The 24,907-nt window shown below is 70.6% G+C and carries 24 protein-coding genes; 5 read left to right on the top strand and 19 right to left on the bottom strand.

Annotation, left to right across the window (positions count from 1 at the left end):
• Nucleotides 1–23: 23 nt before the first annotated feature.
• From bioB to ABN611_RS17970, 3 genes are all read right to left on the bottom strand, one after another.
• Nucleotides 24–1,019 (bottom strand): biotin synthase BioB, encoded by a 996-nt coding sequence (gene bioB, locus ABN611_RS17980; RefSeq protein ID WP_350281021.1) that lies wholly within the window; start codon nt 1,017–1,019, stop codon nt 24–26.
• A 519-nt stretch (nt 1,020–1,538) separates the two neighbouring features.
• Nucleotides 1,539–3,239 (bottom strand): GMC family oxidoreductase, encoded by a 1,701-nt coding sequence (locus tag ABN611_RS17975; protein ID WP_350281020.1) that lies wholly within the window; start codon nt 3,237–3,239, stop codon nt 1,539–1,541.
• Nucleotides 3,236–4,828: a succinic semialdehyde dehydrogenase gene (locus tag ABN611_RS17970; protein WP_350281019.1), complete on the bottom strand. Its 1,593-nt coding sequence runs from the start codon at nt 4,826–4,828 to the stop codon at nt 3,236–3,238. The genes ABN611_RS17975 and ABN611_RS17970 overlap by 4 nt, the downstream gene beginning before the upstream one ends.
• Nucleotides 4,829–4,999: 171 nt before the next feature.
• On the opposite strand from ABN611_RS17970, the gene ABN611_RS17965 reads away from it, so the two are divergent.
• Entirely contained in the window at nt 5,000–6,448 is a 1,449-nt protein-coding gene (locus ABN611_RS17965; protein ID WP_350281018.1) for a hypothetical protein, read from the top strand.
• A 60-nt stretch (nt 6,449–6,508) separates the two neighbouring features.
• Nucleotides 6,509–7,417 (top strand): TIGR03086 family metal-binding protein, encoded by a 909-nt coding sequence (locus tag ABN611_RS17960; RefSeq protein ID WP_350281017.1) that lies wholly within the window; start codon nt 6,509–6,511, stop codon nt 7,415–7,417.
• Between the two features lie 15 nt (nt 7,418–7,432).
• Here the strand turns inward: ABN611_RS17960 and ABN611_RS17955 are convergent, their stop codons facing one another.
• The 9 genes from ABN611_RS17955 to groES all read right to left on the bottom strand — a co-directional run bounded on the left by ABN611_RS17955 (nt 7,433) and on the right by groES (nt 16,341).
• Nucleotides 7,433–7,831: a hypothetical protein gene (locus ABN611_RS17955; RefSeq protein ID WP_350281016.1), complete on the bottom strand. Its 399-nt coding sequence runs from the start codon at nt 7,829–7,831 to the stop codon at nt 7,433–7,435.
• Between the two features lie 54 nt (nt 7,832–7,885).
• Nucleotides 7,886–8,608 (bottom strand): alpha/beta fold hydrolase, encoded by a 723-nt coding sequence (locus ABN611_RS17950; protein WP_350281015.1) that lies wholly within the window; start codon nt 8,606–8,608, stop codon nt 7,886–7,888.
• Complete coding sequence (locus ABN611_RS17945) at nt 8,608–9,714, bottom strand: GuaB3 family IMP dehydrogenase-related protein (protein WP_350281014.1); 1,107 nt, start codon at nt 9,712–9,714, stop codon at nt 8,608–8,610. The genes ABN611_RS17950 and ABN611_RS17945 overlap by 1 nt, the downstream gene beginning before the upstream one ends.
• Nucleotides 9,715–9,744: 30 nt before the next feature.
• Nucleotides 9,745–11,259, bottom strand: coding sequence for an IMP dehydrogenase (gene guaB / locus ABN611_RS17940; protein ID WP_350281013.1), 1,515 nt, complete (start codon nt 11,257–11,259; stop codon nt 9,745–9,747).
• 148 nt (nt 11,260–11,407) lie between these two features.
• Nucleotides 11,408–12,985 carry a hypothetical protein gene (locus ABN611_RS17935; RefSeq protein ID WP_350281012.1) on the bottom strand — a complete coding sequence of 526 codons (1,578 nt, stop codon included), beginning with the start codon at nt 12,983–12,985 and terminating at the stop codon, nt 11,408–11,410.
• A complete protein-coding gene (gene shbA, locus ABN611_RS17930) occupies nt 12,978–13,601 on the bottom strand; it encodes an RNA polymerase sigma factor ShbA (protein WP_350281011.1) in 624 nt (207 codons plus the stop codon). The genes ABN611_RS17935 and shbA overlap by 8 nt, the downstream gene beginning before the upstream one ends.
• Before the next feature lie 150 nt (nt 13,602–13,751).
• Entirely contained in the window at nt 13,752–14,207 is a 456-nt protein-coding gene (locus tag ABN611_RS17925) for a GNAT family N-acetyltransferase (RefSeq protein ID WP_350281010.1), read from the bottom strand.
• An 87-nt stretch (nt 14,208–14,294) separates the two neighbouring features.
• Nucleotides 14,295–15,914 (bottom strand): chaperonin GroEL, encoded by a 1,620-nt coding sequence (gene groL / locus ABN611_RS17920; RefSeq protein ID WP_350281009.1) that lies wholly within the window; start codon nt 15,912–15,914, stop codon nt 14,295–14,297.
• Nucleotides 15,915–16,044: 130 nt separating this feature from the next.
• Nucleotides 16,045–16,341: a co-chaperone GroES gene (groES, locus tag ABN611_RS17915; RefSeq protein ID WP_130384566.1), complete on the bottom strand. Its 297-nt coding sequence runs from the start codon at nt 16,339–16,341 to the stop codon at nt 16,045–16,047.
• A 266-nt stretch (nt 16,342–16,607) separates the two neighbouring features.
• Between groES and ABN611_RS17910 the strand changes: the two genes are divergently transcribed.
• From ABN611_RS17910 to ABN611_RS17900, 3 genes are all read left to right on the top strand, one after another.
• A complete protein-coding gene (locus ABN611_RS17910) occupies nt 16,608–17,243 on the top strand; it encodes a peptidoglycan-binding domain-containing protein (RefSeq protein ID WP_350281008.1) in 636 nt (211 codons plus the stop codon).
• 9 nt (nt 17,244–17,252) lie between these two features.
• Entirely contained in the window at nt 17,253–18,428 is a 1,176-nt protein-coding gene (locus ABN611_RS17905; protein WP_350281007.1) for a class I SAM-dependent methyltransferase, read from the top strand.
• Nucleotides 18,429–18,638: 210 nt separating this feature from the next.
• Nucleotides 18,639–19,274, top strand: coding sequence for a hypothetical protein (locus tag ABN611_RS17900; protein WP_350281006.1), 636 nt, complete (start codon nt 18,639–18,641; stop codon nt 19,272–19,274).
• A gap of 236 nt (nt 19,275–19,510) precedes the next feature.
• Here ABN611_RS17900 and ABN611_RS17895 read toward each other — a convergent pair whose 3' ends face one another.
• Genes ABN611_RS17895 through ABN611_RS17865 form a run of 7 tightly spaced genes read right to left on the bottom strand, consistent with a single transcriptional unit; the run spans nt 19,511 to nt 24,906 of the window.
• A complete protein-coding gene (locus ABN611_RS17895; RefSeq protein ID WP_350281005.1) occupies nt 19,511–20,236 on the bottom strand; it encodes an alpha/beta fold hydrolase in 726 nt (241 codons plus the stop codon).
• Entirely contained in the window at nt 20,233–20,679 is a 447-nt protein-coding gene (locus tag ABN611_RS17890) for a GNAT family N-acetyltransferase (protein WP_350281004.1), read from the bottom strand. Before ABN611_RS17890 ends, ABN611_RS17895 begins: the two co-directional genes overlap by 4 nt.
• Nucleotides 20,679–21,725, bottom strand: coding sequence for a tRNA (adenosine(37)-N6)-threonylcarbamoyltransferase complex transferase subunit TsaD (gene tsaD, locus ABN611_RS17885; RefSeq protein ID WP_350281003.1), 1,047 nt, complete (start codon nt 21,723–21,725; stop codon nt 20,679–20,681). Before tsaD ends, ABN611_RS17890 begins: the two co-directional genes overlap by 1 nt.
• Complete coding sequence (locus ABN611_RS17880) at nt 21,722–22,171, bottom strand: GNAT family N-acetyltransferase (RefSeq protein WP_350281002.1); 450 nt, start codon at nt 22,169–22,171, stop codon at nt 21,722–21,724. The genes tsaD and ABN611_RS17880 overlap by 4 nt, the downstream gene beginning before the upstream one ends.
• Nucleotides 22,168–22,827 (bottom strand): tRNA (adenosine(37)-N6)-threonylcarbamoyltransferase complex dimerization subunit type 1 TsaB, encoded by a 660-nt coding sequence (tsaB, locus tag ABN611_RS17875; protein WP_350281001.1) that lies wholly within the window; start codon nt 22,825–22,827, stop codon nt 22,168–22,170. The genes ABN611_RS17880 and tsaB overlap by 4 nt, the downstream gene beginning before the upstream one ends.
• Nucleotide 22,828: 1 nt before the next feature.
• Nucleotides 22,829–23,755 carry a tRNA (adenosine(37)-N6)-threonylcarbamoyltransferase complex ATPase subunit type 1 TsaE gene (tsaE, locus tag ABN611_RS17870; protein WP_350281000.1) on the bottom strand — a complete coding sequence of 309 codons (927 nt, stop codon included), beginning with the start codon at nt 23,753–23,755 and terminating at the stop codon, nt 22,829–22,831.
• A 32-nt stretch (nt 23,756–23,787) separates the two neighbouring features.
• The gene (locus ABN611_RS17865; RefSeq protein ID WP_350280999.1) at nt 23,788–24,906 is read right to left on the bottom strand and encodes an alpha/beta hydrolase; all 1,119 of its coding nucleotides are present in this window, start codon (nt 24,904–24,906) and stop codon (nt 23,788–23,790) included.
• Between the last annotated feature and the right edge of the window lies 1 nt (nt 24,907).

Genomic DNA, 24,907 nt, shown 5'->3' with positions numbered 1-24,907 from the left:
CTCGCCACAGCGGCCGCAGTACGTCACAGCGTCTTCTGCAGTTCCTTCACCGGCATCTTCAGCTCGGCGAGGAGGTCCAGGTCGGCGGTCGCCGGGCGGCCGAGGGTGGTCAGGTAGTTGCCGACGATCACGGCGTTGATGCCGCCGAGCAGGCCTTCGCGGGTGCCCAGGTCGCCGAGGGTCAGCTCGCGGCCGCCGGCGTACCGCAGCACCGTCCGCGGCATCGCGAGGCGGAACGCCGCGATCGTGCGCAGCGCGTCCTTGCCGTCCATCACGTCCAGGTCGCCGAACGGCGTCCCCGGCCGCGGGTTGAGGAAGTTCAGCGGGACCTCGTGCGGATCGAGCTCGGCGAGCTGCGCGGCCAGCTCGGCGCGCTGCTCGAGCGACTCGCCCATCCCGACCAGGCCGCCGCAGCAGAGCTCCATCCCGGACTCGCGCACCATCAGGCACGTCTCCCAGCGCTCCTCGAACGAGTGCGTGGTGACGACGTCGCCGAAGTACGACCGGGCCGACTCGAGGTTGTGGTTGTAGCGGTGCACGCCCCACGACTTCAGCTCGTCGACCTGGGCCTGGGTGAGCATGCCGAGCGAGCAAGCGATGTTGATGTCGACCTCGGCGTTGATCGCCTCGATCCCGGCCTTCACCTGGCTCATCAGCCGCTCGTCGGGCCCGCGGACCGCGGCGACGATGCAGAACTCGGTGGCGCCGGTCTTCGCGGTCTCCTTGGCGGCTTCGACCAGCTCGGGGATGTTCAGCCAGACCGCGCGCACCGGCGAGGTGAACTGGCCGGACTGCGAGCAGAAGTGGCAGTCCTCGGGGCAGCCGCCGGTCTTCAGCGAGATGATCCCCTCGACCTCGACCTCCTCGCCGCACCACTTCACCCGGACGTCGTGCGCCAGCGCCAGCAGCTCCGGCAGCTGGTCGTCGGGCGTCCGGAGAACCTCGACCAGTTGCTCCTGGCTCAGCCCGATGCCCTGCTCCAGAACCTGCTCACGCGCCACGTCCAGGATCTCACCCATGGTTCTCCTGCCTCATCAGAACGGTCGGCCCACAGTAAGCCAGCCGGGGCCGCTGGTTCTGCGGCGGGCGTCACGTGTGACACATCGCCGCGAAGTGCCTCACGGACACGCTCCGCACTCCCCCGGGAAAAGATTCCGGATTTTTCTGTGAAACCTCGTAACCCCCCGTAGAAGGGCTCGTTGATGTGTGCAGAGGCGGTTACCGCAAGGAAGACCGCCACCCGGTTACCAAGAGCGACAAAGGCCGATCATTACGATCAGCACGCAGAGTGGTCACAAGGCCTGAAGCTCGCGGAAATCGGAGGTAAGGTAGTAACCAAGAGCTCGGGTCGCCAGCTGTGGTTGGTGACCCGATCCCAAAGCGCCGGGCGCCTCACCCCGGCTTGAGTGGGTCCCTCGGGAAACGATTTGGGCGGAAACGTTCCCGAGGGACCTGCTCCCTTTTCCGCACCTTTTACGAAAAGCCTCGGCAAACTACTGCTGAGGCTTTTTCATTTGCCCACCGGCATCGCGATTGTGTTACGGCTCTGTCACGGCCTGCTTCGGCACGATCGGCAGCCGCAACGCGCCGGGAGCACTGGCCGGTACGACGGGATGCCCGGGCGGCACCGGCTGGATCCGCTCGTACCCCGCGCCGACCGCCGGCCGCGGGTCCGCCGCGCCCTTGTTCGGCCAGAACGCGAGCGCCCGCTCGGCCTGGGCGGTGATCGTCAACGACGGGTTCACGCCGAGGTTCGCGGAGATCGTGGAGCCGTCCACGATGTGCAGGCCGTCGTACCCGTAGACGCGGTGGTACGGATCCACGACGCCGGTCGCCGGGGAGTCGCCGATCGTGCAGCCGCCGATGAAGTGCGCGGTCATCGGGACGTTGAACGGCTCCCCGATCGTGCCGCCCGGCGTACCGTTCATCAGCTTCGCCATCCGGCGGACGACCTGGTTCGCGACCGGGATCCAGGACGGGTTCGGGGCGCCGTGGCCCTGCTTCGACGTCAGCCGCCAGCGGCCGAACCGGTCCCGCTTGCCGTACGTCGTGATCGAGTTGTCCGCGGTCTGCATCACCAGCGCGATCACGGTCCGCTCGGACCAGTGCTTCAGGTCGTACAGCTTGCGGATGTTCTTCCGTTGCACACCCAACTCGCGCAGCCAGGTCCGCCAGCGCGGCTTGTCGCCGTCGCCGTCGGTCAGCACGGTCTGCAGCAGCGACATCACGTTGCTGCCCTTGCCGTACCGCACCGGCTCGATGTGGGTGATCTCGTCCGGGTGGAACGACGACGTGATCGCCACGCCCTGGCTGTAGTCGACGTCGGTGTCCCGCGAGATCGCGCCGAGCAGCGACTCGGAGTTGGTCCGGGTCAGCACGCCGAGCCGGTCCGACAGCCGCGGCAGCTTGCCCTCGTCGCGCAGCCGGTGCAGGAGCTTCGCCGTACCGAGGGCGGAGGCGGCGAACACCACCTGCTGGGCGGTGAGGCGGCGCGTGACCTTGCGGTTCGACGTCCGCCGGGTGTCCACGGCGTACCCGCCGTCCGGCAGCGGTTCGACCGAGGTGACCGTGGTCAGCGAGTAGACCTCCGCGCCGGCCTTCTCGGCCAGGTAGAGGTAGTTCTTCATCAGGGTGTTCTTGGCGTTGTGGCGGCAGCCGGTCATGCACTCGCCGCAGTTGGTGCAGCCGGTACGGCGCGGTCCGGCGCCGCCGAAGTACGGGTCGTCGACCTCGACGCCCGGCTCGCCGAAGAACACGCCGACCGGCGTCGGGTGGAACGTGTCCCCCACGCCCATGTCGTCCGCGACCTGCTTCATCACCTTGTCGGCCGGAGTGAACCCCGGGTACGTCGTGACGCCGAGCATCCGCTTCGCCTGGTCGTAGTACGGCGCGAGCTCGGACTTCCAGTCGGTGACGTGCGCCCACTGGCGGTCGGTGTAGAACGCGGGCAGCGGTTCGTACAGCGTGTTCGCGTACACCAGGCTGCCGCCGCCGACCCCGGCGCCGGACAGGATGATCACGTCGCGCAGCGCGCTGATCCGCTGGATGCCGTACCAGCCGAGCCGCGGCGCGAACAGGAACCGCTTCTTGTCCCAGGAGTTCTTCGCGAACGACGCGTCGTCGAACCGCGCCCCGGCCTCCAGGACCGCGACCCGGTAGCCCTTCTCGGTCAGCCGCAACGCGCTGACCGAACCGCCGAAGCCGGACCCGATGACGACGACGTCGTAATCGAAATTCACGGGCGGCCGATCTTCTTCAGGACCCGCAGGGCGCCCGTCATCAGCTCGGCGAACTTCTCCTCGGACAGGCCGTGCGAGGCGGCGATCGGGATCAGCCGCTGGGTCGCTATCGCCTGGGGTTCGACGTACCGGCGGATGCCCTCGACGCCCTGGCGGCGGCCGAGGCCGGACGACCGCATGCCGCCCATCGGGGTGTCGATCGACCCGAACGTCGCGCCGTACCCCTCGTTGACGTTGACGGTGCCGGCCATCAGTTGCGCGGCGACCGCGCGGCCGCGGCGGCCGTCGCGGGTCCAGACGCTCGCGTTCAGGCCGTACTCGCCCTCGTTCGCGCGCTGGATCGCCTCGGACTCGTCGGAGAACCGGTAGATCGAGACGACCGGGCCGAACGTCTCGTTGTCGAAGCACTCCATCGCCGGTGTGACACCGGACAGCACGGTCGGCTCGTAGAACAGCGGGCCGATGTCGGGTCGTGGCTTGCCGCCGGCGAGGACGGTCGCGCCCTTCGACCGTGCGTCCTCGACGTGCCTGGTCACGGTCTCCAGCTGCGCCTTCGAGATCAGCGAGCCCATGTCGACGTCCCAGCCGGTGCCGGCGCTCAGGCGCAGCTTCTTCACCCGGTCCACGAAGGCGGTGACGAAGGCGTCGTACACCTGGTCGGCGACGTACAGGCGCTCCATCGAGACGCAGAGCTGGCCCGCGTTCGCGAAGCAGGCGCGGATCGCGCCTTCCGCGGCACGGTTGATGTCGGCGTCCCGCAGTACCAGCATCGGGTTCTTGCCGCCGAGCTCAAGGCTGCAGCCGATCAGGCGCTCACCGGCCTGCTTCGCCACCAGGCGGCCGGTCTTCGTGGAGCCGGTGAAGCAGATGTAGTCGGCGTTCTGGATCAGCGCGCCGCCGACCGTCGGGCCGTCGCCGTTCACCGCGAGCCAGGCCTCGCGGGGCAGCCCGGCCTCGTACAGCAGCTCGATACCGCGCAGCGCGGTCAGCGGCGTCTGGCTGTCGGGTTTGTGGACGACCGTGTTGCCGGCCAGGATCGCCGGCAGCCCGTCGGAGATCGCCATCGTGAGCGGGTAGTTCCACGGCGAGATGATGCCGACGACGCCCTTCGGCACGAACCGCGTCTCGGCCCGCGTGAGCAGCGGGAAGATCCCGAGCTTGCGCTGCGGCTCGAGCAGCTCGAACGCCTTGCGGCCGTAGTACCGCGCGGTCAGCGCGACGTGGGCGAGCTCCTCGAACGCCTGCTTCCGCGCCTTGCCGGACTCGCGGATGATCAGGTCGACGAGCTCGTGCCGGTGGTCGAGCACCAGGTCGTGGTAGCGCAGCAGGATCGCGGCGCGCTCGGCGAGCGGCACCCGGCGCCAGGTCTGCTGCGTCTTCCGCGCCGCGCGGACCGCCGCGACCACGTCCGCCTCGCTCGACACCGGCAGATCCGCGATCGGCTGCCCGGTCGCCGGCGCGTACGACGTCCTCGTGCCGGCCGTCGCGCGCAGCAACCCGGACAACCGCCGGATGACCGACTGGTCGGTCGCGTACGACGCGGTCGGATCGAGCTCCGGGTCAGCGGGAATCGACGTCTGCTCGCTCATGCCTCCACCTCGCTGCGCTCGGCTCCGGCATGAGCGAGATGCTCGGCTCTACCCTTTGTTCGCTCGCTGCGCTCGCTCATACACAAAGGCTACCTGCCGGTAATAGCGGCTGTCAGTATCAAGAGAGCGTTAAGCTGAGCGGCTGAACCTGCGAAGGGGTGGAACGTCAAGATGGTGGACAGCGGGGGGCTCTGGACGCCTCCTGAGGACGAGCTCGGTGAGGCACTGCAGACCGCGCAGGTGCTGATCGAGGAAGGCCGCGCCGACGAGGCCGGGCCGTACCAGCGGCGGGTCATCGAGCTGGCCAGGGAGCGGGCCGAAGGGCACCCGAACCACTACGAGGCCAAGCACCTGATGGCCGCGACGCAGTACGAGCTCGCCGGCTCGCTGAACGCGTCCGGCCACCACGAGGAAGCGCTCGCGGCACTGCACGAGGCGCAACTCGGCTACACCGAACTCCAGGACGCCGGCGTCCTCGACGCCACCTCGTTCCTCGCCGACGTCCGCGCCCGGCGCGCGATGACCCAGGCACATCGCGGCCACGGCGCGACCGCCGTACTGGAGATGGACGGAGCGGTGATCGCGTACGGCCAGCTCGTCGGCGGCGAGGACGGGCTCAAGCACCAGCCGGACTTCGCCCGCGTGCTCGCGATGAACGCGCTCATCTTGCGGCGGTACGGCGACCCGGCGCTGGCCGTCGCCTCCGCCGACGCGGCGACACAGCTGTTCCTGCAGCTCGCGGACCAGATCAACGAGAGCCCGCAGTCGCTGTCCTATGCCCGCTACCTGTGTACGGCGACCGCGGTCTCGGCCGACGTGCACGCCGCCGAGGGCCGGATGGACCTCGCGCTCGAGGCGGACGAGATCGGCCTGACCACCGCGGACACGCTCGCCGACTCGGACTCCGCCACCGACATGCGCACGCTGGTCGCCGCCCTGGTCCGCAAGGGCAAGCACCTCGGCAGCATCGGCCGGCTGGAAGGCGAGGCCTGCCTGCGGACGGCGTACGACACCGACGCCGAGACGGCGAACCGCGTGGTCGAGGAGCTCGACCGGGGCCTGCCGCTCACGCTGGTCGCGGCGCTCGAGAACGCGGAGATCAAGCTCGGGCCGTTCCAGCAGTACCACCGGCTGGTCGCGCTGAGCGAGCCCGCGCCGGGGATGACGCTGGCGACCGTGTCCGGCCGGACGGACCCGGAGTCCGCGGCGGTCCGCGCGACCGAACTGGCCGAGCTGGTCCAGCCGTTGCTGAGCCAGGACGCCGACACCGCGCTGACGCTCGGCCTGGAGGCGCACTACCTGTTCGCGATCTCGTCCGAACGCGAGTCGCACCGGATGCGGTTCCAGACCGACACGTACGTGCCGATCTGGGCGCAGCTGCTGCTCGACATCTCGCAGGCGTACTTCCAGGCCGGCCGGGCCGAGATCGCACTCGACCTCGGCGGCTGGTGCGCGGAGGTCGCGACCGCGCTGATCCCCTTCGCCGACGACAACGAGACGATGAAGGAACTCGCCGGCGCCTGCTACAAGCACCACGGCAACCTGCTCGCCGCGACCGGCGACCTGGCCGCGTCGCACCACGCCCACGAAGCCGCCCAGCAACTGCAGCTCGGCAGGTAACCCCGGGGTAATTGACGGCCCTCCTCCGCAGGCGGACGCTGACGCTGAGAGGGGGAGGTCATGGATGCTGTGGAGCTGCACAACCGTACGGTCCGGGACTTCGCGGAGCTGGTCGGCGGGATCGGGACGGACCAGTGGGGGTCGCCGACACCGTGCTCGGACTGGGACGTCCGGACGCTGGTGAACCACGTCGTCGGCGAGGAACGCTGGGCCGTGCCGCTGATGGAGGGCAGGACGATCGCCGAGGTCGGGGACACCCTCGACGGCGACCTGCTGGGGGACGATCCGTACGCCGCGGCGTCGGAGGCGGCGCGTGCGGCGGAGGACGCGGCGACCTGGTCGATCGAGAAGGTGCACCTGTCGTACGGCGACGAGGATCCGCACGAGTACCTGCGCCAGGTCGCGGCGGACCATCTGATCCACGGCTGGGACCTGGCCGTGGCGATCGGCGCCCAGCCGCGGCTGGACCCGGAGCTGGTCGACGAGGTCGCGACCTGGTTCGCGGACCGGGAGCAGCTCTATCGCTCGGCCGGGATGGTCGCCGAACACCTCGACGGGTTCACCGATGCCGGCGACGCGCTGCTCGGCGCGTTCGGCCGCGATCCGCGCTGGAGTCCGGCCGACGGGGTGGTGGCCCGCTTCAACGCGGCGTTCGACCGGGCGGATCTCGACGCGATCATGGATCTCGTCACCGAGGACTGTGTGTGGGAGTCGACCTCGCCGGCACCCGACGGAGTCCGGTTCGAGGGGGCGGCCACTGTCCGGGAGGAGTGGGCCAAGTTGTTCGAAGGGACGGCTGACCCGCACTTCGAGACCGAGGAGACCGTCGTCCTCGGCGATCGGGCCGTGGTGCGCTGGCGGTACTCGTGGGGCGAGGAGGGCGGCGGTCGCGGGCACGTCCGCGGGGTTGACGTACTGCGGCTCCGCGACGGGAAGGTCGCGGAGAAGCTGTCGTATGTGAAGGGTTAGCGCGCGGCGTCGGGGTCAGTCCTGGGGTTCGGGGCGGAGGGCGCCGACGAAGAGGCCGGCTTCGGCTTCGGTCATGCCGGTCTCGGAGACGACCAGCGCGGTCGCCTGGTGGAGCTCGCCCGCGGCCTTGAGGGCGCGGGTGCGCTCGGCCAGGTTGGTCCCGGGCCGGCGGACGACCGGTGTACCGGTGGTCGGCGGCACGTAGCGGCCGAGCCGGATGTCGTCGACCAGCTCCTTGGCGTGCTTGAGGTCCAGACCGGTCCGGTCACGCACCAGCTTGACCGCGTGCACGGCTTTCTTGGTGGTGATCAGGAACCGCACCTGGTCCACGTCGTCGGAGGACAGCTGTGCCCGCGCCGCGGCGAGGGCAACATTGTCCGTGTCCTGGCTGCTCCGTCGGCTGAACCATCCCATGCCCGCAATCCTTCCAGAACCCCGCAAACCGGGTGAACTCGAAGCACGTCGCCGTCAGCCGGCGAGCACCCGGAGGATCTCGGGCCACGCCAGCCTGCCGAGCTCGCGGTCGGCCGCTTCGGTGCCGCCGCGCGCCATCCGCTTCCCGGCGGTCTTCGGCTCCTCGCCCGGCAGTACCGCGCGATGCCCGGCGGCAGCGACCGCCACGGTCCGCGTCGGCCGGTCACCGCGCCGTCGGGTGATCTCGTCCGCGAACTCGGCCGCGGGCCACACCTTGTCGTCGCCGCCCACCACCAGCAGCACCTCGCCGCGGATCCGTTCCACCGGGATCCGCGCCGGCTCGGCGGCAGCACCGGCTACCTGCACGCTCTGGCGGTACAACCCGGTGTAGCTCGGCGGCTCCTCGTCCGGCTTCCAGTCTTCGTCGTACGGCACGAACGGCAGCGGCTCCCCTTGCCAGGTCCACGCCGACCGCTGGCGGCCGTCCTCGAGAGTGCGTCCCCAGACGTAGGCGCTCGGGGCGAACGCGACGACCGAGTCCACCCGCTCGTCGAGCACCCCCAGCAGCAGCGCCGCCTCGGCACCCCACGAACTCCCCATCACGACCACCCGGTCGTTCCGGGCCGCGATCTCACCGACCGGGAACGACTCCAACGGCACCTCGTACGTCACGTCCCACCGCGGCACGAGCACGTCGTACCCCGCAGCCTCGACCAGCCGGGCCCGATCCAAGTCCGGCGCACCGCTCGAGCCATGGAGGAGCAGTACGCCGGTCATCAACCGACGACTACCTCGACGCGCTGGAATTCCTTGAGTTCGGTGTAGCCGGTGGTGGCCATCGCGCGCTTGAGGGCGCCGACGAGGTTCATCGTGCCGTCGGGGACCCAGGACGGGCCGAACAGGATCTGCTCCATCGTGCCGGTGACGCCGACCTCGACCCGCTCACCGCGCGGCAGGTCCTGGTGCCACGCCTCGGCGCCCCAGTGGTACCCGCCGCCGGGCGCGTCGCTGGCGCGGGCCAGCGGCGAGCCGACCATCACCGCGTCCGCGCCGCAGGCGATCGCCTTCGCCACGTCGCCGGACCGCCCGACCGAGCCGTCCGCGATGACGTGCACGTACCGCCCGCCGGACTCGTCCATGTAGTCCCGCCGCGCGGCCGCCACGTCCGCGACCGCCGACGCCATCGGCACCGCGACTCCGAGCACCTTCCGGGTGGTGTGCGCCGCGCCGCCGCCGAAGCCGACCAGGACTCCGGCCGCGCCGGTCCGCATCAGGTGCAACGCCGCCTGGTGCGTCGCACAGCCGCCGACGATCACCGGGACGTCGAGATCGTAGATGAACTGCTTCAGGTTGAGCGGCTCCGCCTGGCCGGACACGTGCTCGGCGGACACCGTCGTACCGCGGATGACGAACAGGTCGACGCCCGCGTCCACGACGTGCTTGGCGAACTGCTTCGTGCGCTGCGGCGACAGCGCACCGGCGACCGTCACGCCGGAGTCGCGGATCTCCTGCACCCGCTGGGAGATCAGCTCGGGCTTGATCGGCGCCGCGTAGATCTCCTGCAGCCGGTGCGTCGCCCGCTGCGCGTCGAGCGTGGTGATCTCCTCGAGCAGGCCGGTCGGGTCCTCGTACCGCGTCCAGAGGCCTTCGAGGTTGAGCACGCCGAGACCGCCGGCTTTGCCGATCGCGATCGCGGTGGCCGGCGACATCACCGAGTCCATCGGCGCGGCCAGGATCGGCAGCTCGAACCGGTACGCGTCGATCTGCCAGGCGACCGAGACCTCCTCGGGATCCCGCGTCCGCCGCGACGGCACGATCGCGATGTCGTCGAACGCGTACGCCTGCCGCCCGCGCTTGGCGCGGCCGATCTCGATCTCGGTCATCGTGGTGGTTCCTTACGTTGGCAGGCGGGGTCAGCGACCGGAGTAGTTCGGGGCTTCGACCGTCATCTGGATGTCGTGCGGGTGGGACTCCTGCAGGCCGGCGGAGGTGATCCGGACGAAGCGGCCGTTGTCCTGCAGCTCCGGCACGGTGCGGGCGCCGGTGTACCACATCGACTGCCGGAGGCCGCCGATCAGCTGGTGGGCGACGGCCGACAGCGGGCCGCGGTACGGCACCTGGCCCTCGACGCCCTCGGCGATCAGCTTCTCGTCGGAGCCGCCGTCGTGCTGGAAGTACCGGTCCTTGGAGTACGACTTGCGCAGGCCGCCGGCCGACGACATCGCGCCCAGCGAACCCATCCCGCGGTACGCCTTGAACTGCTTGCCGTTGATGAAGACCAGGTCGCCGGGCGACTCCTCGCAGCCGGCGAGCAGCGAGCCGAGCATGACGGTGTCCGCACCCGCGACGAGCGCCTTGGCGATGTCACCGGAGTACTGCAGGCCGCCGTCGCCGATCACCGGGACACCGGCCGGCTTGCACGCCAGCGACGCCTCGTAGATCGCGGTGACCTGGGGGACGCCGACGCCGGACACGACCCGCGTCGTACAGATGGAGCCCGGGCCCACGCCGACCTTGACGCCGTCCGCGCCCGCGTCGACGAGCGCCTGGGCGCCCGCGCGGGTCCCGACGTTGCCGCCGACGACGTCCACGCCGCGGGTCGCCGGGTCGGCCTTGAGCTTGCGGATGATCTCGATCTGGGCCCGCGAGTGACCGTGCGCGGTGTCCACGACGAGCACGTCGACGCCGGCCTCGACCAGCGTCATGGCCCGCTTGTAGGCCTCGCCGAAGAAGCCGATCGCGGCGCCGACCATCAGCCGGCCGGAGGCGTCCTTGGTGGACAGCGGGAACTTGTCGCGCTTGACGAAGTCCTTGAGGGTGATCAGGCCGGTCAGCTTGCCGGAGTCGTCGACCAGCGGCAGCTTCTCCACCTTGTGCTTGCTGAGCAGCGCCATCGCGTCGTCCGCGGCGATGCCCTGCTTGCCGGTGATCAGCGGCTGCTTGGTCATCACCTCGCGGACCGGCCGGGACAGATCGGTCTCGAACCGCATGTCACGGTTGGTGACGATGCCGACCAGCACACCGGCGTCGTCCACCACCGGGACACCGGAGATCCGGTACTGCCCGCAGAGCGCGTCGGCCTCGCCGATGGACGCGTCCGGGCCGATCGTGATCGGCTGCGCGATCATCCCGGACTCGGAGCGCTTGACCAGGTCGACCTGCTGGGCCTGGTCCTCGATCGACAGGTTGCGGTGCAGGACGCCGAGGCCGCCCTGGCGGGCCATGGCGATCGCCATCCGGGCCTCGGTGACGGTGTCCATCGCGCTGGACAGCAGCGGGATGTTCACCCAGACGTTGCGGCTCACCCGGCTCCGGGTGCTGACCTCGGACGGGATGACGTCGGACTCGTTCGGCTGCAGCAGGACGTCGTCGAAGGTGAGGCCGAGGACGGCGAACTTGTCGGGAACTCCAGCGGGGGTGATGTCCATGGGGAAAACGAGCACCTTTGTACGGCGAGAACGGAACCCCATCCTATCCGCGCCGTGACCGTGCCCCGAATCCCCCGTCCACAGGCCACGCCGCCGCACAAGGCGCCGCCCGCCACGGGGTGCGTGGCGGGCGGGCGGTGACCGGGTGTTACCGCTGCGTGGTCGGCTGGTTGACGACGCCCAGGATCTGCAGCACAGCGCCGTCCGCGGTCGAGCCGTGGGTGCGGGCGATCGCGGCGTGCTTGCCCTCCGGGTACTGGCCGCTGGAGTGCTTGCCCTTGGCGTAGGTCTTGCGGACCGAGCCCACCGACACCTGGCCGTTGGAGTGCTTCGCGGCCTTCTTGGCGGCCTTCTTCGCGGTGGACTGCTTGCCGTCCGCCTTGGCCTTGGTCGCCTTGGTCGCCTTGGTCGTCTTGGCCGGCTTGGCCTTCGCCGCGGGCTTCGCGGCTGCCTCGGACCTGCCGAAGAACCGCTCGGCGCTCTCCAGCGTGGTCGGCTCACCGGTCGGCGTCGGCAGCACGACCGGCGCGACCGCCGTGTCGACCACGAACGTCAGCGCGTCCTGCACCGCCTGCGGAACCTGCGTGACCTCGCTGCCCGGCTTCTCACCGTCGCCGGGCGTGGTCGTCCCGGCCGGGTCCGCGTCATCGGACGAGCCACCGGGCGTGGGTGTCGTGTCGTCCGAGGGCACCGCGGTGTCGCCGCCCCCGGCCGACGGCGTGCCGGTCGGGTTGCCGGTGCCCGGGTCCGTCGTCGTGTTGTTCTCGGTCCCGCCGCTCGTACCGCCGTCGGTCGTGCCGCCGTCCGTCGTACCACCGTCGGTCCCGGCGTCGCCGTTCGGCGGCGTCGTGGTGGTCGGGTCGGTCGGCGTCGGGGTCGGCGTACCGGTGTCGGTCGGCTGGTCCGTCGGCGTCGTCGGCGGATCGGTCGGGGTGTCCGTCGGCGTGTCGGTCGGAGCGTCCGTCGGGGTGTCGGTCGGCGTGTCCGTCGGCTTGTCACCCGAGTCGTCGGTCGTCTCCGGCGGCGCCGTCGGCTTGGTCTCGGTCGGCTCGACCGTCGTCTTGGTGTCGCCGTCGCCGGCACCCGGGTCCTGCGCCTTCGGCTTTTCGATCGGCAGGCCGAGCGGGTCCTTGACCGCGAGCGGCTTGCCCTCGGGCAGCAGCTCTCCCGGCTCGTCCCTCGTGGTCGTCGTCTGCGGTACGTCGTCGCCCGCGTCCCCGCTCGGGTCGCCCGCGCGGGCCTGTTCCGCCTTCGCCTTGGCCTTGAAGTCCTTGCCGACCTTGACGATCGTCGACCGGTCCACGACCGGCAGGCCGTTCAGGTCCTCGGTCGGGAAGCTGGTCTGCGGACGGACCGCGTCGACCATCTTCTCGATGACCTTCTCGTACGGCGACAGCGGATCACCGGTGACGGCGGCCGCCACCCCGGAGACCGACAGCGCGGCCACCGCGGCGACCCCGAACGCCAGCCCGCGGGTCGCCACCTTGCGGGCGAACGGGTCGGTGATCGGGTTCAGCGCGGCGCAGCGCGCCAGGAAGCTCTCCGGATCGTCGATGGTCTCCACCGGGAGCTCGTCCTCGACCTCCACCGCCAGCCGGAGTTCGGCCAGCAAGGCGACGGCCGGGTCGTGCTCGCCCGCCGCGCGGGCGGACTCCCCACCGGCGGCGAGCAGATCGAGCAGCGCGTCATCGGCCTCGATCGCGTCCAGGTCGAAACGGTCAGCCATGATGCCCCTCCCCTGCTCTTGCTCGTTCCTGCTGTGTTCCATGCCCCACAAACCCCCTGAGCGTGTTCAACGCCCGATGCTGTGCGACCCTCACCGCCCCCGGTGTCATCCCCAGTGCCCGGCCGGTCTCCTCGGCTGACAACCCCGCAACGACGCGCAGACGGAGGATCTCCCGCAGTTTCTCCGGCAGCTTGTCCATCAGGCCCCAGATGTGCTGGACCTCGGACTGCCGAATCGCCCGCTCCTCCGGCGTCGGTGACTCGTCCGCGCCGTCCGGCAGGTCCGGCGTCGAGACGTCGGCGACCGCGAACGCACGCTGGGCATCGGCGACCTTGCGGGCCGCGATGCCGTAGACGAAAGCCTCGAAAGGCCTCCCCTCGTCACGGTAGCGGCCGAGCGCGCCGAACACCGCGACACAAACTTCCTGTGCGACGTCGTCGACCATGTCGGCGCCGCCGGGATAGGTCCACAAGCGGGACCGTACGTAACGGTGCGCCACAGCGCGCACCCTGGTGAGCAGGTCGTTGAGAGCTGTTCGGTCCCCGTCGCCGGCCAGCGCGGCAAGATCCCTGAGCTCGACCCGGTCGTGGGTGTCAGGTACTCGGACCTCTGTCACCCTCGCCCCCTCGTGTTCGGACCGGTCAGCCTGAAAGATGGTACGGCTCTCAATCTCCGTTGCCTAGTGGCAGTTCGTGGTCAAGCGCTTCTTTTCATCACGATCTGTCACTACTGGCCGGTTCGGATCCCGTACCCCGCGGGTTCCTGATCAGCGTGGTGCGGTGAAGCGGATGAGTTCGGAGGCTTGGTCGCCGGCCCAGTCGATCTGGGTGCGGCCGGTCTCCAGCCAGCCCGCCTGGCGGTAGAGGTGGACGGCGGCGCCGCGGTTGTCGACGACCTCCAGGGACAGCTCGCGGCCGAGCTCAGCGGCGGTCTGCACGCAGTGCTCGAGCAGGTGCCGGCCGATGCCTTGGCGCGTCGCCGCCGGATCTACGAACAGCCGCTCCACCTCGGCCCGGTCGTCCACCGCGGTGAGCACCACGTGGCCCACGACTCGCTCGCCGGCCACCGCGACCCAGCACCCGAGCGCGCTCTCCGGCGTCAACCACCGCGCCGGGCCCGCAGGCCAGTTGATCGGGTAACCGGCCCGTTCGTGCACGCGGCGGAGCAGTTCCACGCAGACGGACAGGTCCTCGGCACTCCGCTCACGAATCAGCACAACCACGTATACAAACAGAGCACCGCCCGGCAGTTGCCTGCCGGGCGGTGCTGTGTGTGCTGTGCTGTCGAACTACTGCTCTACTGCCGAGGATCAGTGACCGTGGCCGTGGCCGTGACCGGCGGCGGCGGGCTCCTCGTCCTCGGGCTTGTCCACCACCAGAGTCTCGGTGGTCAGCAGCAGCGCGGCGATCGAGCCGGCGTTGGCGAGCGCGGACCGGGTCACCTTGACCGGGTCCAGGACGCCGCTGCCGAGCAGGTCGCCGTACTCGCCGGTCGCCGCGTTGAAGCCGTTGCCCGGCTCCAGCTCGGACACCTTGGCGACGACGACGTAGCCTTCGTAGCCACCGTTCTCGGCGATCCAGCGCAGCGGCTCGACGACCGCCTTGCGGACGATCCGGACACCGGTCGCCTCGTCACCCTCGAGCTCGAGCTCCTTGTCGAGGACCGTGGCGGCGTGCACCAGGGCGGAACCGCCACCGGCGACGATGCCTTCCTCGATCGCGGCCCTGGTCGCGGACACCGCGTCCTCGATCCGGTGCTTCTTCTCCTTCAGCTCGACCTCGGTGGCCGCGCCGACCTTGATCACGCAGACGCCGCCGGCCAGCTTGGCCAGCCGCTCCTGCAGCTTCTCGCGGTCCCAGTCGGAGTCGGTGCGCTCGATCTCGGACTTGATCTGGCTGACCCGGCCCTCGATGTCCTCGGCCTTGCCGGCGCCCTCGACGACGGTCGTGTTGTCCTTCGAGACCACGATCCGGCGGGCCGAACCGAGCACCTCGAGACCGACCTGGTCGAGCTTCAGCCCGACCTCGGGGGCCACGACCTGCGCGCCGGTGAGCGCGGCCAGGTCCTCCAGCATCGCCTTGCGGCGGTCACCGAAGCCCGGCGCCTTGACGGCGACCGAGGTGAAGTTGCCGCGGATCTTGTTGACCACCAGGGTGGACAGCGCCTCGGCCTCGACGTCCTCGGCGATGATCAGCAGCGTCTTGCCGGACTGCACGACCTTCTCCAGCAGCGGCAGCAGGTCCGCGATCGCGGAGATCTTGCCCTGGTGGATGAGGATGTACGGGTCCTCCAGCACCGCCTCGCCGGCCTCGGCGTCGGTGATGAAGTACGGCGAGATGTAGCCCTTGTCGAACTGCATGCCCTCGGTGAACTCGAGCTCGGTCCCGAAGGTGTTCGACTCCTCGACGGTGATCACACCGTCCTTGCCGACCTTGTCGAACGCGTCCGCGATCAGCGCGCCGATCTCGGCGTCGCGGGCGGAGATGGTCGCGACGTGGGCCATGTCGCCCTTGTCGTCGACCGGCTTCGCGGTCTCGACCAGCTTGCCCGACACGGCCTCGACGGCCGCCTCGATACCGCGCTTGAGACCCATCGGGTTCGCGCCGGCGGCGACCGCCCGCAGGCCCTCGTGCACCAGCGCCTGCGCCAGCACCGTCGCGGTGGTGGTGCCGTCACCGGCGATGTCGTTGGTCTTGGTCGCGACCTCCTTGGTCAGCTGCGCACCAAGGTTCTCGAACGGGTCGTCCAGCTCGACCTCACGGGCGACGGTGACACCGTCGTTGGTGATGGTCGGGGCGCCCCACTTCTTGTCCAGGACGACGTAGCGGCCCTTCGGCCCCAGCGTCACCTTCACCGTGTTCGCGAGCTTGTCGACGCCGCGCTCCAGCGCGCGCCGGGCGTTCTCGTCGAACTCGAGGATCTTCGGCATGAAAAATCCAGTCCCTCTCTGAAAATCGCGCTACGTTGCAGGTTCCGGGGCTCGCCGTCTCCTGACCGACTCCGCCCCGGCACCGGGCTCCGGCACCAGGGCGGTGTCAGTCAGGAACAGCGAGCGCTCGTCACTTGCTGACGACTGCGAGGATGTCGCGGGCGCCCAGGATCAGGTAGTCCTGACCGTCGTACTTGACCTCGGTGCCGCCGTACTTGGAGTAGATGACCTTGTCGCCGACGGCGACGTCCAGCGGGACGCGGTTGCCGTTGTCGTCGATCCGGCCCGGGCCGACGGCGAGGATCTCGCCCTCCTGCGGCTTCTCCTTGGCGGTGTCCGGGATCACCAGACCGGACTTCGTGGTCTGCTCGGCTTCGAGCGGCGCGACGAGGACGCGGTCCTCGAGCGGCTTGATCGTGACCGACACTTGCTGACCTCCACGGTCGAATTCGCTTGTCTGTGACATGTGGTCGCGCTCCCCTGCCGTCGCGGGGGTCAGGAGGCCGGACCGCTGGCACACTCACACCGAGAGTGCCAACACCGAATCTAGGCCGCGATTAGCACTCGGTCAACTCGAGTGCCAGACGAAATCTCCGGGGCCCGGTGACCGGCCGGGTACGGAATGTGGTCGAGCCCTGGGCGGCGGCCACGTGCGCGTGCGACCGTTCTCCCAGAGCGACCGAAGGAGGGGCCATGGCGTTCTCGCTGCCGTCACTGCCGAAGCTGTCCGGCCGGACCATCGCACTGCTGGCCGCGGTCGGCGCGGTCGCCGTCGGGGCCGTCGCCGCCAACGCCTCGAAACAGCAGTCCCCACCGGCCGGCACACCTGCCCCGGCAGCCGAGCGCCCGACGGACCAGGCCGGCCGAACAGACCAGACGGGCCAGCCCGGCCAGGCGGATCAGCCTGCCGCGCAGGAAGCCACAGCCGCCCAGTTGCGGGCGGCCGCCGCGCTGCCGCAGTGCAGGTCCGCGCGGCTGGTTCCGGTGAACCGCACCTGGGGCATCCCGATGCCGTCGATCCTCGGCAGTACCAGCACCACCTGCAACCTGATGTACGGCGACGACCCGTACCGCGGCTCCAACCGCACAGGCGACCCCGAGACCGCAATCCAGGTCCTCCAGCGCAACCTGAACTTCTGCTACGGCACCAGGCTCGCCGTCGACGGCATCTACGGCAGCAGGACCCGGGCCGCGGTCCGGGCTGTCCAGATCAAGCACCGCCTCGTGGTGGACGGCATCTACGGCCCGAAGACCCGCTCGGCGATGAACTGGCGGCTCTATTCGATGTCGACCCGCAGCTGGAGCAGGGGGTGTTCCAGCCCCCTCTAGAGTTGCCGGGTGAGTGTCACCGCGTTGCTCGACGGCCCGGGCGCCGAGGTGCTGGCTGCCGCGTGTACGGAGTACAGCCCCGGCCGCGAGCTGCAGCTGGTCGAGCAGCTCAGACGCCGGTACGACGCCACGCTCGTGACGGCCGCAGTCACACAGGCCGCACTGCGTCACCGCGCCGCTGCCAAGTTCGGCCCGGACGCGGAACGCATGTACTTCACCCCGGACGGCCTGGAACAAGCCACGCGCACCACGGTGAGCACCCACCGCGCCGCACGCGTCGCCGCCAGCCAGCTCGACACCCTGGTCGACCTAGGCTGTGGCATCGGCGGCGACCTCATCACGATGGCTCGCGCCGGCCTGCGGGTCACCGGTGTCGAGCGGGACCCCGAGACCGCGGCAGTGGCGCGGGCGAACCTGGCCGCGTTCGACCTGCCCGGCGAGGTCCTCGTCGGCGACGCGGAGGCGGTCGACATCACGCCGTACGACATGGTGTTCGCGGATCCGGCGCGGCGGGCGGACGGGCGGCGCGTGTTCGACCACAACGCCTACTCGCCGCCGTGGTCGTTCGTCACCGGACTGCTGGAGCGCACGGCGTGCGTGAAGGTGGCGCCCGGCATCCCGCACGACGCTGTCCCCGACGGGGTCGAAGCGGAGTGGATCAGCGACGCCGGCGAGGTGAAGGAGGCCGCTCTCTGGTCGGGAGACCTGTACGGCGGTACGCCGCGACGGGCCACGCTCCTGCCGAGCCAGGCCACCGTCACGGAGGCACCGGAAGCCGACACCGGCCCGGTCGGCCGGTACATCTACGAGCCTGACGGGGCGATCGTCCGGGCCGGTCTCGTCACTGCCGTCGCCGCGGCGGTCGACGGTTGGCTGCTCGATCCGCGGATCGCCTACGTGGCCGCGGCGAAGTACGTCGGCACGCCGCTCGCGTCGGCGTACGAGGTCCTGGAAGAGCTTCCGTACAAGGAGAAAGCGCTCCGCGCCTGGGTCCGCGGCCAGGGCATCGGGACGCTGGAGATCAAGAAGCGCGGCGTCGACCTCGACCCGGCGCAGCTCCGGAAACGACTCGCGCCGAAGGGATCCGGATCGGCGACGCTGATCGTCACGCGCATCGGCCGCGACGCCGTGGCCTACTCCTGCCGCCGCGTCGCGCCCGGCGCGTCGGCCGGGCGAGCTGTATAACTGGTCTCTCGCCTGGAGGTGGCCATGCTGAACGTCGGTCGGTCCGCGGTCCTCTTCGTCGTCCTCGCGTTCGGACTGGCCGGATGCGGGTCCGGATCCGGGGCCGGGGACGATCCAGCCACGCCGGTGCCGAGCTCTTCCGCTCCAGGCTCTTCAGCTCCGACTACGCCCGCCCCGAGCTCGCCGGCGAGCTCCGCGCCGGTGGGGATCATGGCCGACTGCCCGGCCCCGGGGGCGAAACCGTTCACCGCGCCGGTCGCCGGCGGCACCGCGGTCAGCGGCGTGCAGCTGGGTAACGCCAAGCGGGCCGTCGTGTTGTCCTACGAATGGGGCGGGTCACCGTGCGACTGGTCCGGTGTTGCGACAGAGCTCGTCGCCCGTGGCTACCGGGTCGCATTGTGGGAGTACGGCACGCTCACCGGCCTGGATCGGGTCAAGGAGCTGCAGGCCGTCGTGAACCAGGTCCGGGCCGCCGGTGCGACCGAGGTGGTGCTGGTCGGCGGCTCGGTCGGCGGCTGCGTGTCCATGATCGGCGGCTCGATGATCACGCCGGCGGTCTCCGGTGTCGCGGTGCTGAGCTGCGCGTCCTGGTACGACGTCGACCATCGCATGCCGACCACCCCGTTGGCCGCGAAGCTCCGGGTGCCCACGCTGTACCTGGCCGGCGACCGGGACAGCCTGCCGGTCGCCGAGGTGCGCAAGGACTTCGGCGCCGTACCCGCCAAGGACAAGAAGCTCGTGGTGGTTCCCGGCTCGACCGCGCACGGCGTCGAGCTCCTGGAAGGCACCGAGGCCGCCGCGGCGAAAGCGGCGCTGTTCGCTTTCCTCGACCGGGTGAGTCGATGAACTTGCGCGATGAGTACAGTCGAACATATGATCGATTCTGCGAGCGGGTCTCCGGGTGACAAGCCGGTGGGCGAGGTGCTGCGTCCGCTGCTGCGCTCCCCGGAGGCCCGCCACCAAAGCGTCATGCGGTGACAGCCGGGTGTTCACCTGGGTTCGGCAGGCTGACAGGACGAACCGGTCGGCCGCTGACCGCTCACCTGGGGTCGAAGCGGCCCCCTGACCCCAGGCCTCTGTTCTCACTCCGGTACGCGGAGGCGCTCCCGTATCGGTAACCGCAGCCGGGCCAGCGCGATCTCCGCGACCGCAGCGGCCACGGACCCTCGGCGCCCAAGCGGCAACTCGATACTGCCACCCGCCGTACCCGACGACGACCGGGCTGCGCTCACGAAGTCCGCGACTACGCGGTTCCAGTCGGCCGCGCGGTGCAGCATCGCGTGGTTCTCGTCGTGCAGTGTGTACGTCGTGACCGGCGTCCCAGCCGCGCGCAACCGGCCGGCGTACGCCATCGTCGTCGCCGGATCGGTGACGCGGTCGGCCGTGCCGTGCGCGAACGTGACGGGCGGTCGCAACGCGACGAGCGGCTCGCCCTTCGGAAGCCACGGAGCCAGAGCGAGCACACCCGCCACGCGCGGGTGATCCCCGGCCGCGACCACCGCCCGCCCGCCCATCGAGTGCCCGATCAGCAACACCCGCGAGATCTCCGGCAGCAACGTGTCCAGCACAACCCGCAGATCAGCGGCCGCGGCACCGCCGTTCCAGCCGCGCGAGCGATACCGGAGGAACCCGATCGCGGCGCTCGGCGCGACCGGCCGCGCGGCCAGCGCGAAGGGCCACATCCGGAGCAGCGCCGGGCGCCACAGGTGCGGGTCGGCGTCCGAGTGCTCCTGGCCGCCGTGCACGAGCAGGACCAGCTCGCTGGCGCGCGCCGGGTGCCGGACGAGGTCGACACCCGGTCCGCTCACGGCTGCACGTACAGCTCGGTCGGCTCCTTACGGATGGCCATCATCCGGCCGGGCGGCGTCTCGGTGAAGCCGTACGACCGGTAGAGCTCGTGCGCGTCCGCCGTCGCCAGCAGGATCTGCCGCAGCCCCTTCAGGTCGGGGTGCTCCAGCAAGGTCGACACCACGAACCGGCCGAGCCCGTGCCCCCGGTGCGACTCCAGCACGAACACGTCGGCCAGCCACGCGAACGTGGCCCGGTCCGTCACCATCCGGGCGTACGCGACCATCGCGCCGCTCGCGTCGTACACGCCGAGGTTCAACGACCCCGCGATCGCGCGGTCCACCACCTCACGCGGGATCCCCTGCGCCCAGTACGACGTACTCAGAAACCCCTGCACGACCGCCGCGTCGATCCGCTCGATGTTGTCGTCCGCCTCGAAGCCGTCCGGCCCGGTCCACTTCATCAGTTGAGTACCTCCGTGATCGGCATCGAGGAATCGGCGGGGAGATCCAGCGGCGACGGGGACTTGCCGGCCCGGACCAACTCGGACCCGAGGGCGGCGACCATCGCGCCGTTGTCGGTGCACAGCGCGGGGCGCGGTACCCGGACGGCGATCCCGGCCGCGGCGGCGCGTTCCTCGGCCATTGCGCGCAGCCGCGAGTTCGCCGCGACACCGCCGCCGATCAGCAGGTGCTCGAACCCACGGTCCTTGCACGCGTCGATCGCCTTGCGGGTGAGCACGTCGCAGACCGCCTCCTGGAAGGCCGCGGCGACATGGTTCACCGGTACGTCCTCACCATCACGCCGGCGAGCCTCGACCCAGCGCGCGACCGCCGTCTTCAGCCCGGAGAACGAGAAGTCGAACCGGTGCCGTTCGAGGTCCCGCTGCGACGTCAGCCCACGCGGGAACGTGACGTACTGCGAGTCGCCGTCCCGCGCCGCCTTGTCGATCCACGGACCGCCCGGGAACGGCAGCCCGAGGACCCGCGCCACCTTGTCGAACGCCTCCCCGGCCGCGTCGTCGATCGTGTTCCCCATCGGTACGACGCCCTCGGTGATGTCCTCCACCGCGAGCAGCGACGAGTGCCCGCCGGACACCAGCATCGCCACGCAGCCCTTCGGCAGTTGGCCGTGTTCCAGCGTGTCCACCGCGACGTGCGCCGCCAGGTGGTTCACGCCGTAGATCGGCTTGTCCAGCGACAGCGCGAGACCCTTCGCCGCGGCGACCCCGACCAGCAGCGCACCGGCCAGGCCGGGACCGCTCGTCACCGCGACCGCGTCGACGTCGCTCGGCTTGATGCCGGCGGTCTCGCAGGCGCGGCGGATCGTCGGCACCATCGCCTCGAGGTGCGCCCGGCTGGCCACCTCGGGCACGACACCCCCGAACCGCGCGTGCTCCTCGACGCTGGACGCGATCGCGTCGGCGAGCAACGTCTGACCGCGCACGATCCCGACCCCGGTCTCGTCACACGACGTCTCGATCCCCAGGATCAGAGGCTCTGACTTCACGTTTCCTCCCGCCACCGCATGATCACCGCATCCTCGCCGCCGCCGTAGTACCCGCGCCGCCGGCTGATCTCCTCGAACCCGAACCCGGCGTACAGCCCGCGCGCCGCCTCGTTGCCAGCGGCAACTTCCAGCAGCACGGTGCGGCCCGCGCACCGGTCCAGGACCATCACCATCAGCTGCCCGCCGATCCCGGTCCGCCGCTCGGCCGGCGTCACCGCGACCCGCAGTACCTCGACCACGTCCTCCACCACCGGCGGCACCAGCAGTACGGCGTACCCGACGACGTGTCCCTCGTCCGCGACCAGGATCACCCGATCGTCGGAGAGCCGCTCGAACTCGTCGGCCCACGCGCCCGCGCTCCACGCCTCGGACCCGAAGCACACCTCGTCGAGCGCGACCAGTTCCGGGAGATCCTCGGCGTGCGCCGCCCGGATCGCCGGTCTCACAGCACGCTCTTCGGCCCGCTGGACATGGTCACGTCCGGCCGCCGCAGGTACAGCGGCTCGGGCGCCACCACCTCGAGCGTCCGCGTCGCCACGCCGGTCGCCAGCACCTCGGCCGACGGGTACTCCGTGACGTCGTCGACGGTCACACCCAGCGCGTCGGCGTACAGCACCGCGCCGCGACCGATCACCGGCAGACCGGACAGCACGTGGGCGACCTCCGCGGGCTTGTCCACCGCAGGTCCCTCGAGGCGGCGCCGGCTGCCGTCCGCGGCCGGGCCGTCGTACAGCGCCCAGTAGATCTCCTTGCGGCGCGCGTCCGTGGTGACCGCGACCGGCAACGTCAGCGACGACTGCCGCGCGAGGACGTCGAGGCTGCACACACCCGCGACCTCGATCCCCAGCACCTCGCCCATCGTGCGCGCGGTCACGAGTCCGACGCGCAGTCCGGTGAACGGCCCCGGCCCGACGCCGACCGCGATCCCGGTCAGGTCGCGCGGCGCGACGCCCGCGGTCTTCAGCGCGGCCGCGATCCCCGGCGCGAGCAGCTCCCCGTGGCGCAGTGCGTCCACGGTCGTCGACGAGGCGACGATCTCCCCGGTCGGCGTGGCCAGCGCGACGGTGACGGCAGCACTCGAGGTGTCGAAGGCAAGCAGCATGTCAGTTCTTCTCCACTACCGAGGCTCGTACGCCGGACGCGGCCCAGCGCGGGCCCACCGGGGTGATGCGCAGCGACCGGGTCTCGTCGGTGTCGTCGTCGCCGCGGGTCACCACGACGTCCAGGCGGTCCGGCGCCAGCGCCTCGGCCAGGCCGTGACCCCACTCGACCACGGTCACCGCGTCCTCCAGGCTCGCGTCCAGGTCGAGGTCGTCCAGCTCCGCGAACCCGCCGATCCGGTAGGCGTCGACGTGCACCAACGCGGGACCACCGACCAGCGACGGATGCACCCGCGAGATCACGAACGTCGGCGACGTGATCGCGCCGCGGACCTTTAGCCCGGCGCCGAGTCCCTGCGTGAACGTCGTCTTCCCGGCGCCGAGATCACCGGAGAGCACGAGTACGTCGCCCGCGCGCAACTGCCCCGCGAGCTCCTCGCCGATCGCCCGCATGTCCTCGGCCGTCGGCACGGTCAGTTCGACGGGCATCGCCTTGGCGAAGATCAGGTTGTGCGCCTGCTGCTCGACGACGGAGTACCCACGTCGCCGCCAGAACTCCACGGTGTCCGGAAGTTCGACCCGGGCGATCAGGTTCACCCGGCCGAGCCCCCGCCGTACGGCGACCTCCTCGGCGCACCCGACCATCGCCGAGGCGACGCCGCGGGCCTGGTGCCGCGGGTCGACCGAGACGCGGCGCAGGTTCAGCACGTCGCCGGTCTGCTCGAACAGCATCGCCCCGGCCGGGACCCCGTCGCTCAGCACGAGCAGGCCGCCGTGCTTCTCGATCGCGGCGGTCACGGTCGCGGCGTTCTCGGTCAGCTGGGTCGACGGCGGATCGAGGACCCGGCGCGCGGCGAACGCGTGGTGGATCACCGCGACGATCGCGTCGGCGTGCTCTGGGGTCGCGTCCACGACGCGCAGGTCGGTCATCTCGGGGTCATCTCTGGGTCGTCTTCGCGGCTTCAGGAGGGGGCCAGGGACTTCTCGGCTCGCTCGATCATCCCAAGCAGCGCCGCGGTGAACTCACGGTGGTGCTCGATCAGGCCGAGATGACCGCAGTTCCGGACCTCGACCAGCTCCGCGCCGGGCACCCGCCGGACGATCTCCTCGGCGTGCGCGAACGGCGTCAGATGGTCCTTGTCGCCGCCGATCACCACGCACTCGACCTTCTGCAGCGGCTCGAGCGCCTCGTACTTGTCGTGCAGCGCGAAGATCGGGTAGAACTCCGCGATCACCTCGATCGGCGTCGCCGCGATCATCTCGTTGACGAACTCGGTGAACGCCGGCGGCACCTCGGAACCGAACGAGTACTTCCGGGTCAGCAGGTAGCTGATGTCGGTCCCCGCCTTCCGGCTGCGCTCGACCACGTCCGGGATCCGGGCCAGCGCGGCCACCGTCGGGGTCGCCAGCGCCCGGGCGAGCATGCCCACCCGGCCGGGGAAGATGATCGGCACCTTGTCCAGGGCGCCGGCGCTGGTCGAGCACAGGCCGACGCCGATCACCCGGTCGCCGAACAGTTCCGGGTGCTGCTCCGCGAGCGCCATGATCGTCATGCCGCCCATCGAGTGCCCGATCAGGATCACCGGGCCGGTCGGCGCGAACCGCTCGAGGATCCCGTACAGGTCCCGGCCGAGCTGGTCGATGCTGACGCCTTCCTTCGGCGACCGGCCGGAGCGGCCGTGCGAGCGCTGGTCGTAGAAGACCATCGTGCCGATCCCGGCCAGGTCGCGGCGCTCGAAGTGCCAGGCGTCCATGTTCAGCCCGTACCCGTGCGCGAAGATCACGGTCAGGTCCTCCGGCGGGACCGGCAGCTTGCGCCCGAGCCGGCGCTTCGGCGGTGGCGCCGGCCGGCGGGAGCGCTTCAGCTCGTCCACTTCGACGTACAGCTCGACGCCGTCGTCGGCGGTGAAGATGTACGGCGTACCGCGCAGCGACCCGAACGGCTCCGCCTCCAGTTGCTTGCGCTGGCCCGAGCGCCGCCCGATCACCTGGCGCTCGACCGCGACGCCGGCCGCGGCTCCCGCGGCCAGCACTCCGACCGCGGCCCCGATCAGACCGGCAGTCCGCCCTGCTTTGGACATG

The sequence above is a fragment of the Kribbella sp. HUAS MG21 genome (assembly GCF_040254265.1).
Lineage (GTDB): Bacteria > Actinomycetota > Actinomycetes > Propionibacteriales > Kribbellaceae > Kribbella.
This window is presented reverse-complemented; position numbering and strand designations above follow the sequence as displayed.

Excerpts from the sequence above, each read along its gene's own strand:
- bioB (WP_350281021.1), bottom strand. The coding sequence starts at position 1,019 with ATGGGTGAGATCCTGGACGTGGCGCGTGAGCAGGTTCTGGAGCAGGGC.
- ABN611_RS17970 (WP_350281019.1), bottom strand. The coding sequence starts at position 4,828 with ATGAGCGAGCAGACGTCGATTCCCGCTGACCCGGAGCTCGATCCGACC.
- ABN611_RS17965 (WP_350281018.1), top strand. The coding sequence starts at position 5,000 with ATGGTGGACAGCGGGGGGCTCTGGACGCCTCCTGAGGACGAGCTCGGT.
- ABN611_RS17960 (WP_350281017.1), top strand. The coding sequence starts at position 6,509 with ATGGATGCTGTGGAGCTGCACAACCGTACGGTCCGGGACTTCGCGGAG.
- ABN611_RS17955 (WP_350281016.1), bottom strand. The coding sequence starts at position 7,831 with ATGGGATGGTTCAGCCGACGGAGCAGCCAGGACACGGACAATGTTGCC.
- ABN611_RS17950 (WP_350281015.1), bottom strand. The coding sequence starts at position 8,608 with ATGACCGGCGTACTGCTCCTCCATGGCTCGAGCGGTGCGCCGGACTTG.
- ABN611_RS17945 (WP_350281014.1), bottom strand. The coding sequence starts at position 9,714 with ATGACCGAGATCGAGATCGGCCGCGCCAAGCGCGGGCGGCAGGCGTAC.
- guaB (WP_350281013.1), bottom strand. The coding sequence starts at position 11,259 with ATGGACATCACCCCCGCTGGAGTTCCCGACAAGTTCGCCGTCCTCGGC.
- ABN611_RS17935 (WP_350281012.1), bottom strand. The coding sequence starts at position 12,985 with ATGGCTGACCGTTTCGACCTGGACGCGATCGAGGCCGATGACGCGCTG.
- groL (WP_350281009.1), bottom strand. The coding sequence starts at position 15,914 with ATGCCGAAGATCCTCGAGTTCGACGAGAACGCCCGGCGCGCGCTGGAG.
- ABN611_RS17910 (WP_350281008.1), top strand. The coding sequence starts at position 16,608 with ATGGCGTTCTCGCTGCCGTCACTGCCGAAGCTGTCCGGCCGGACCATC.
- ABN611_RS17900 (WP_350281006.1), top strand. The coding sequence starts at position 18,639 with ATGGCCGACTGCCCGGCCCCGGGGGCGAAACCGTTCACCGCGCCGGTC.
- ABN611_RS17890 (WP_350281004.1), bottom strand. The coding sequence starts at position 20,679 with ATGAAGTGGACCGGGCCGGACGGCTTCGAGGCGGACGACAACATCGAG.
- tsaB (WP_350281001.1), bottom strand. The coding sequence starts at position 22,827 with ATGCTGCTTGCCTTCGACACCTCGAGTGCTGCCGTCACCGTCGCGCTG.
- tsaE (WP_350281000.1), bottom strand. The coding sequence starts at position 23,755 with ATGACCGACCTGCGCGTCGTGGACGCGACCCCAGAGCACGCCGACGCG.
- ABN611_RS17865 (WP_350280999.1), bottom strand. The coding sequence starts at position 24,906 with ATGTCCAAAGCAGGGCGGACTGCCGGTCTGATCGGGGCCGCGGTCGGA.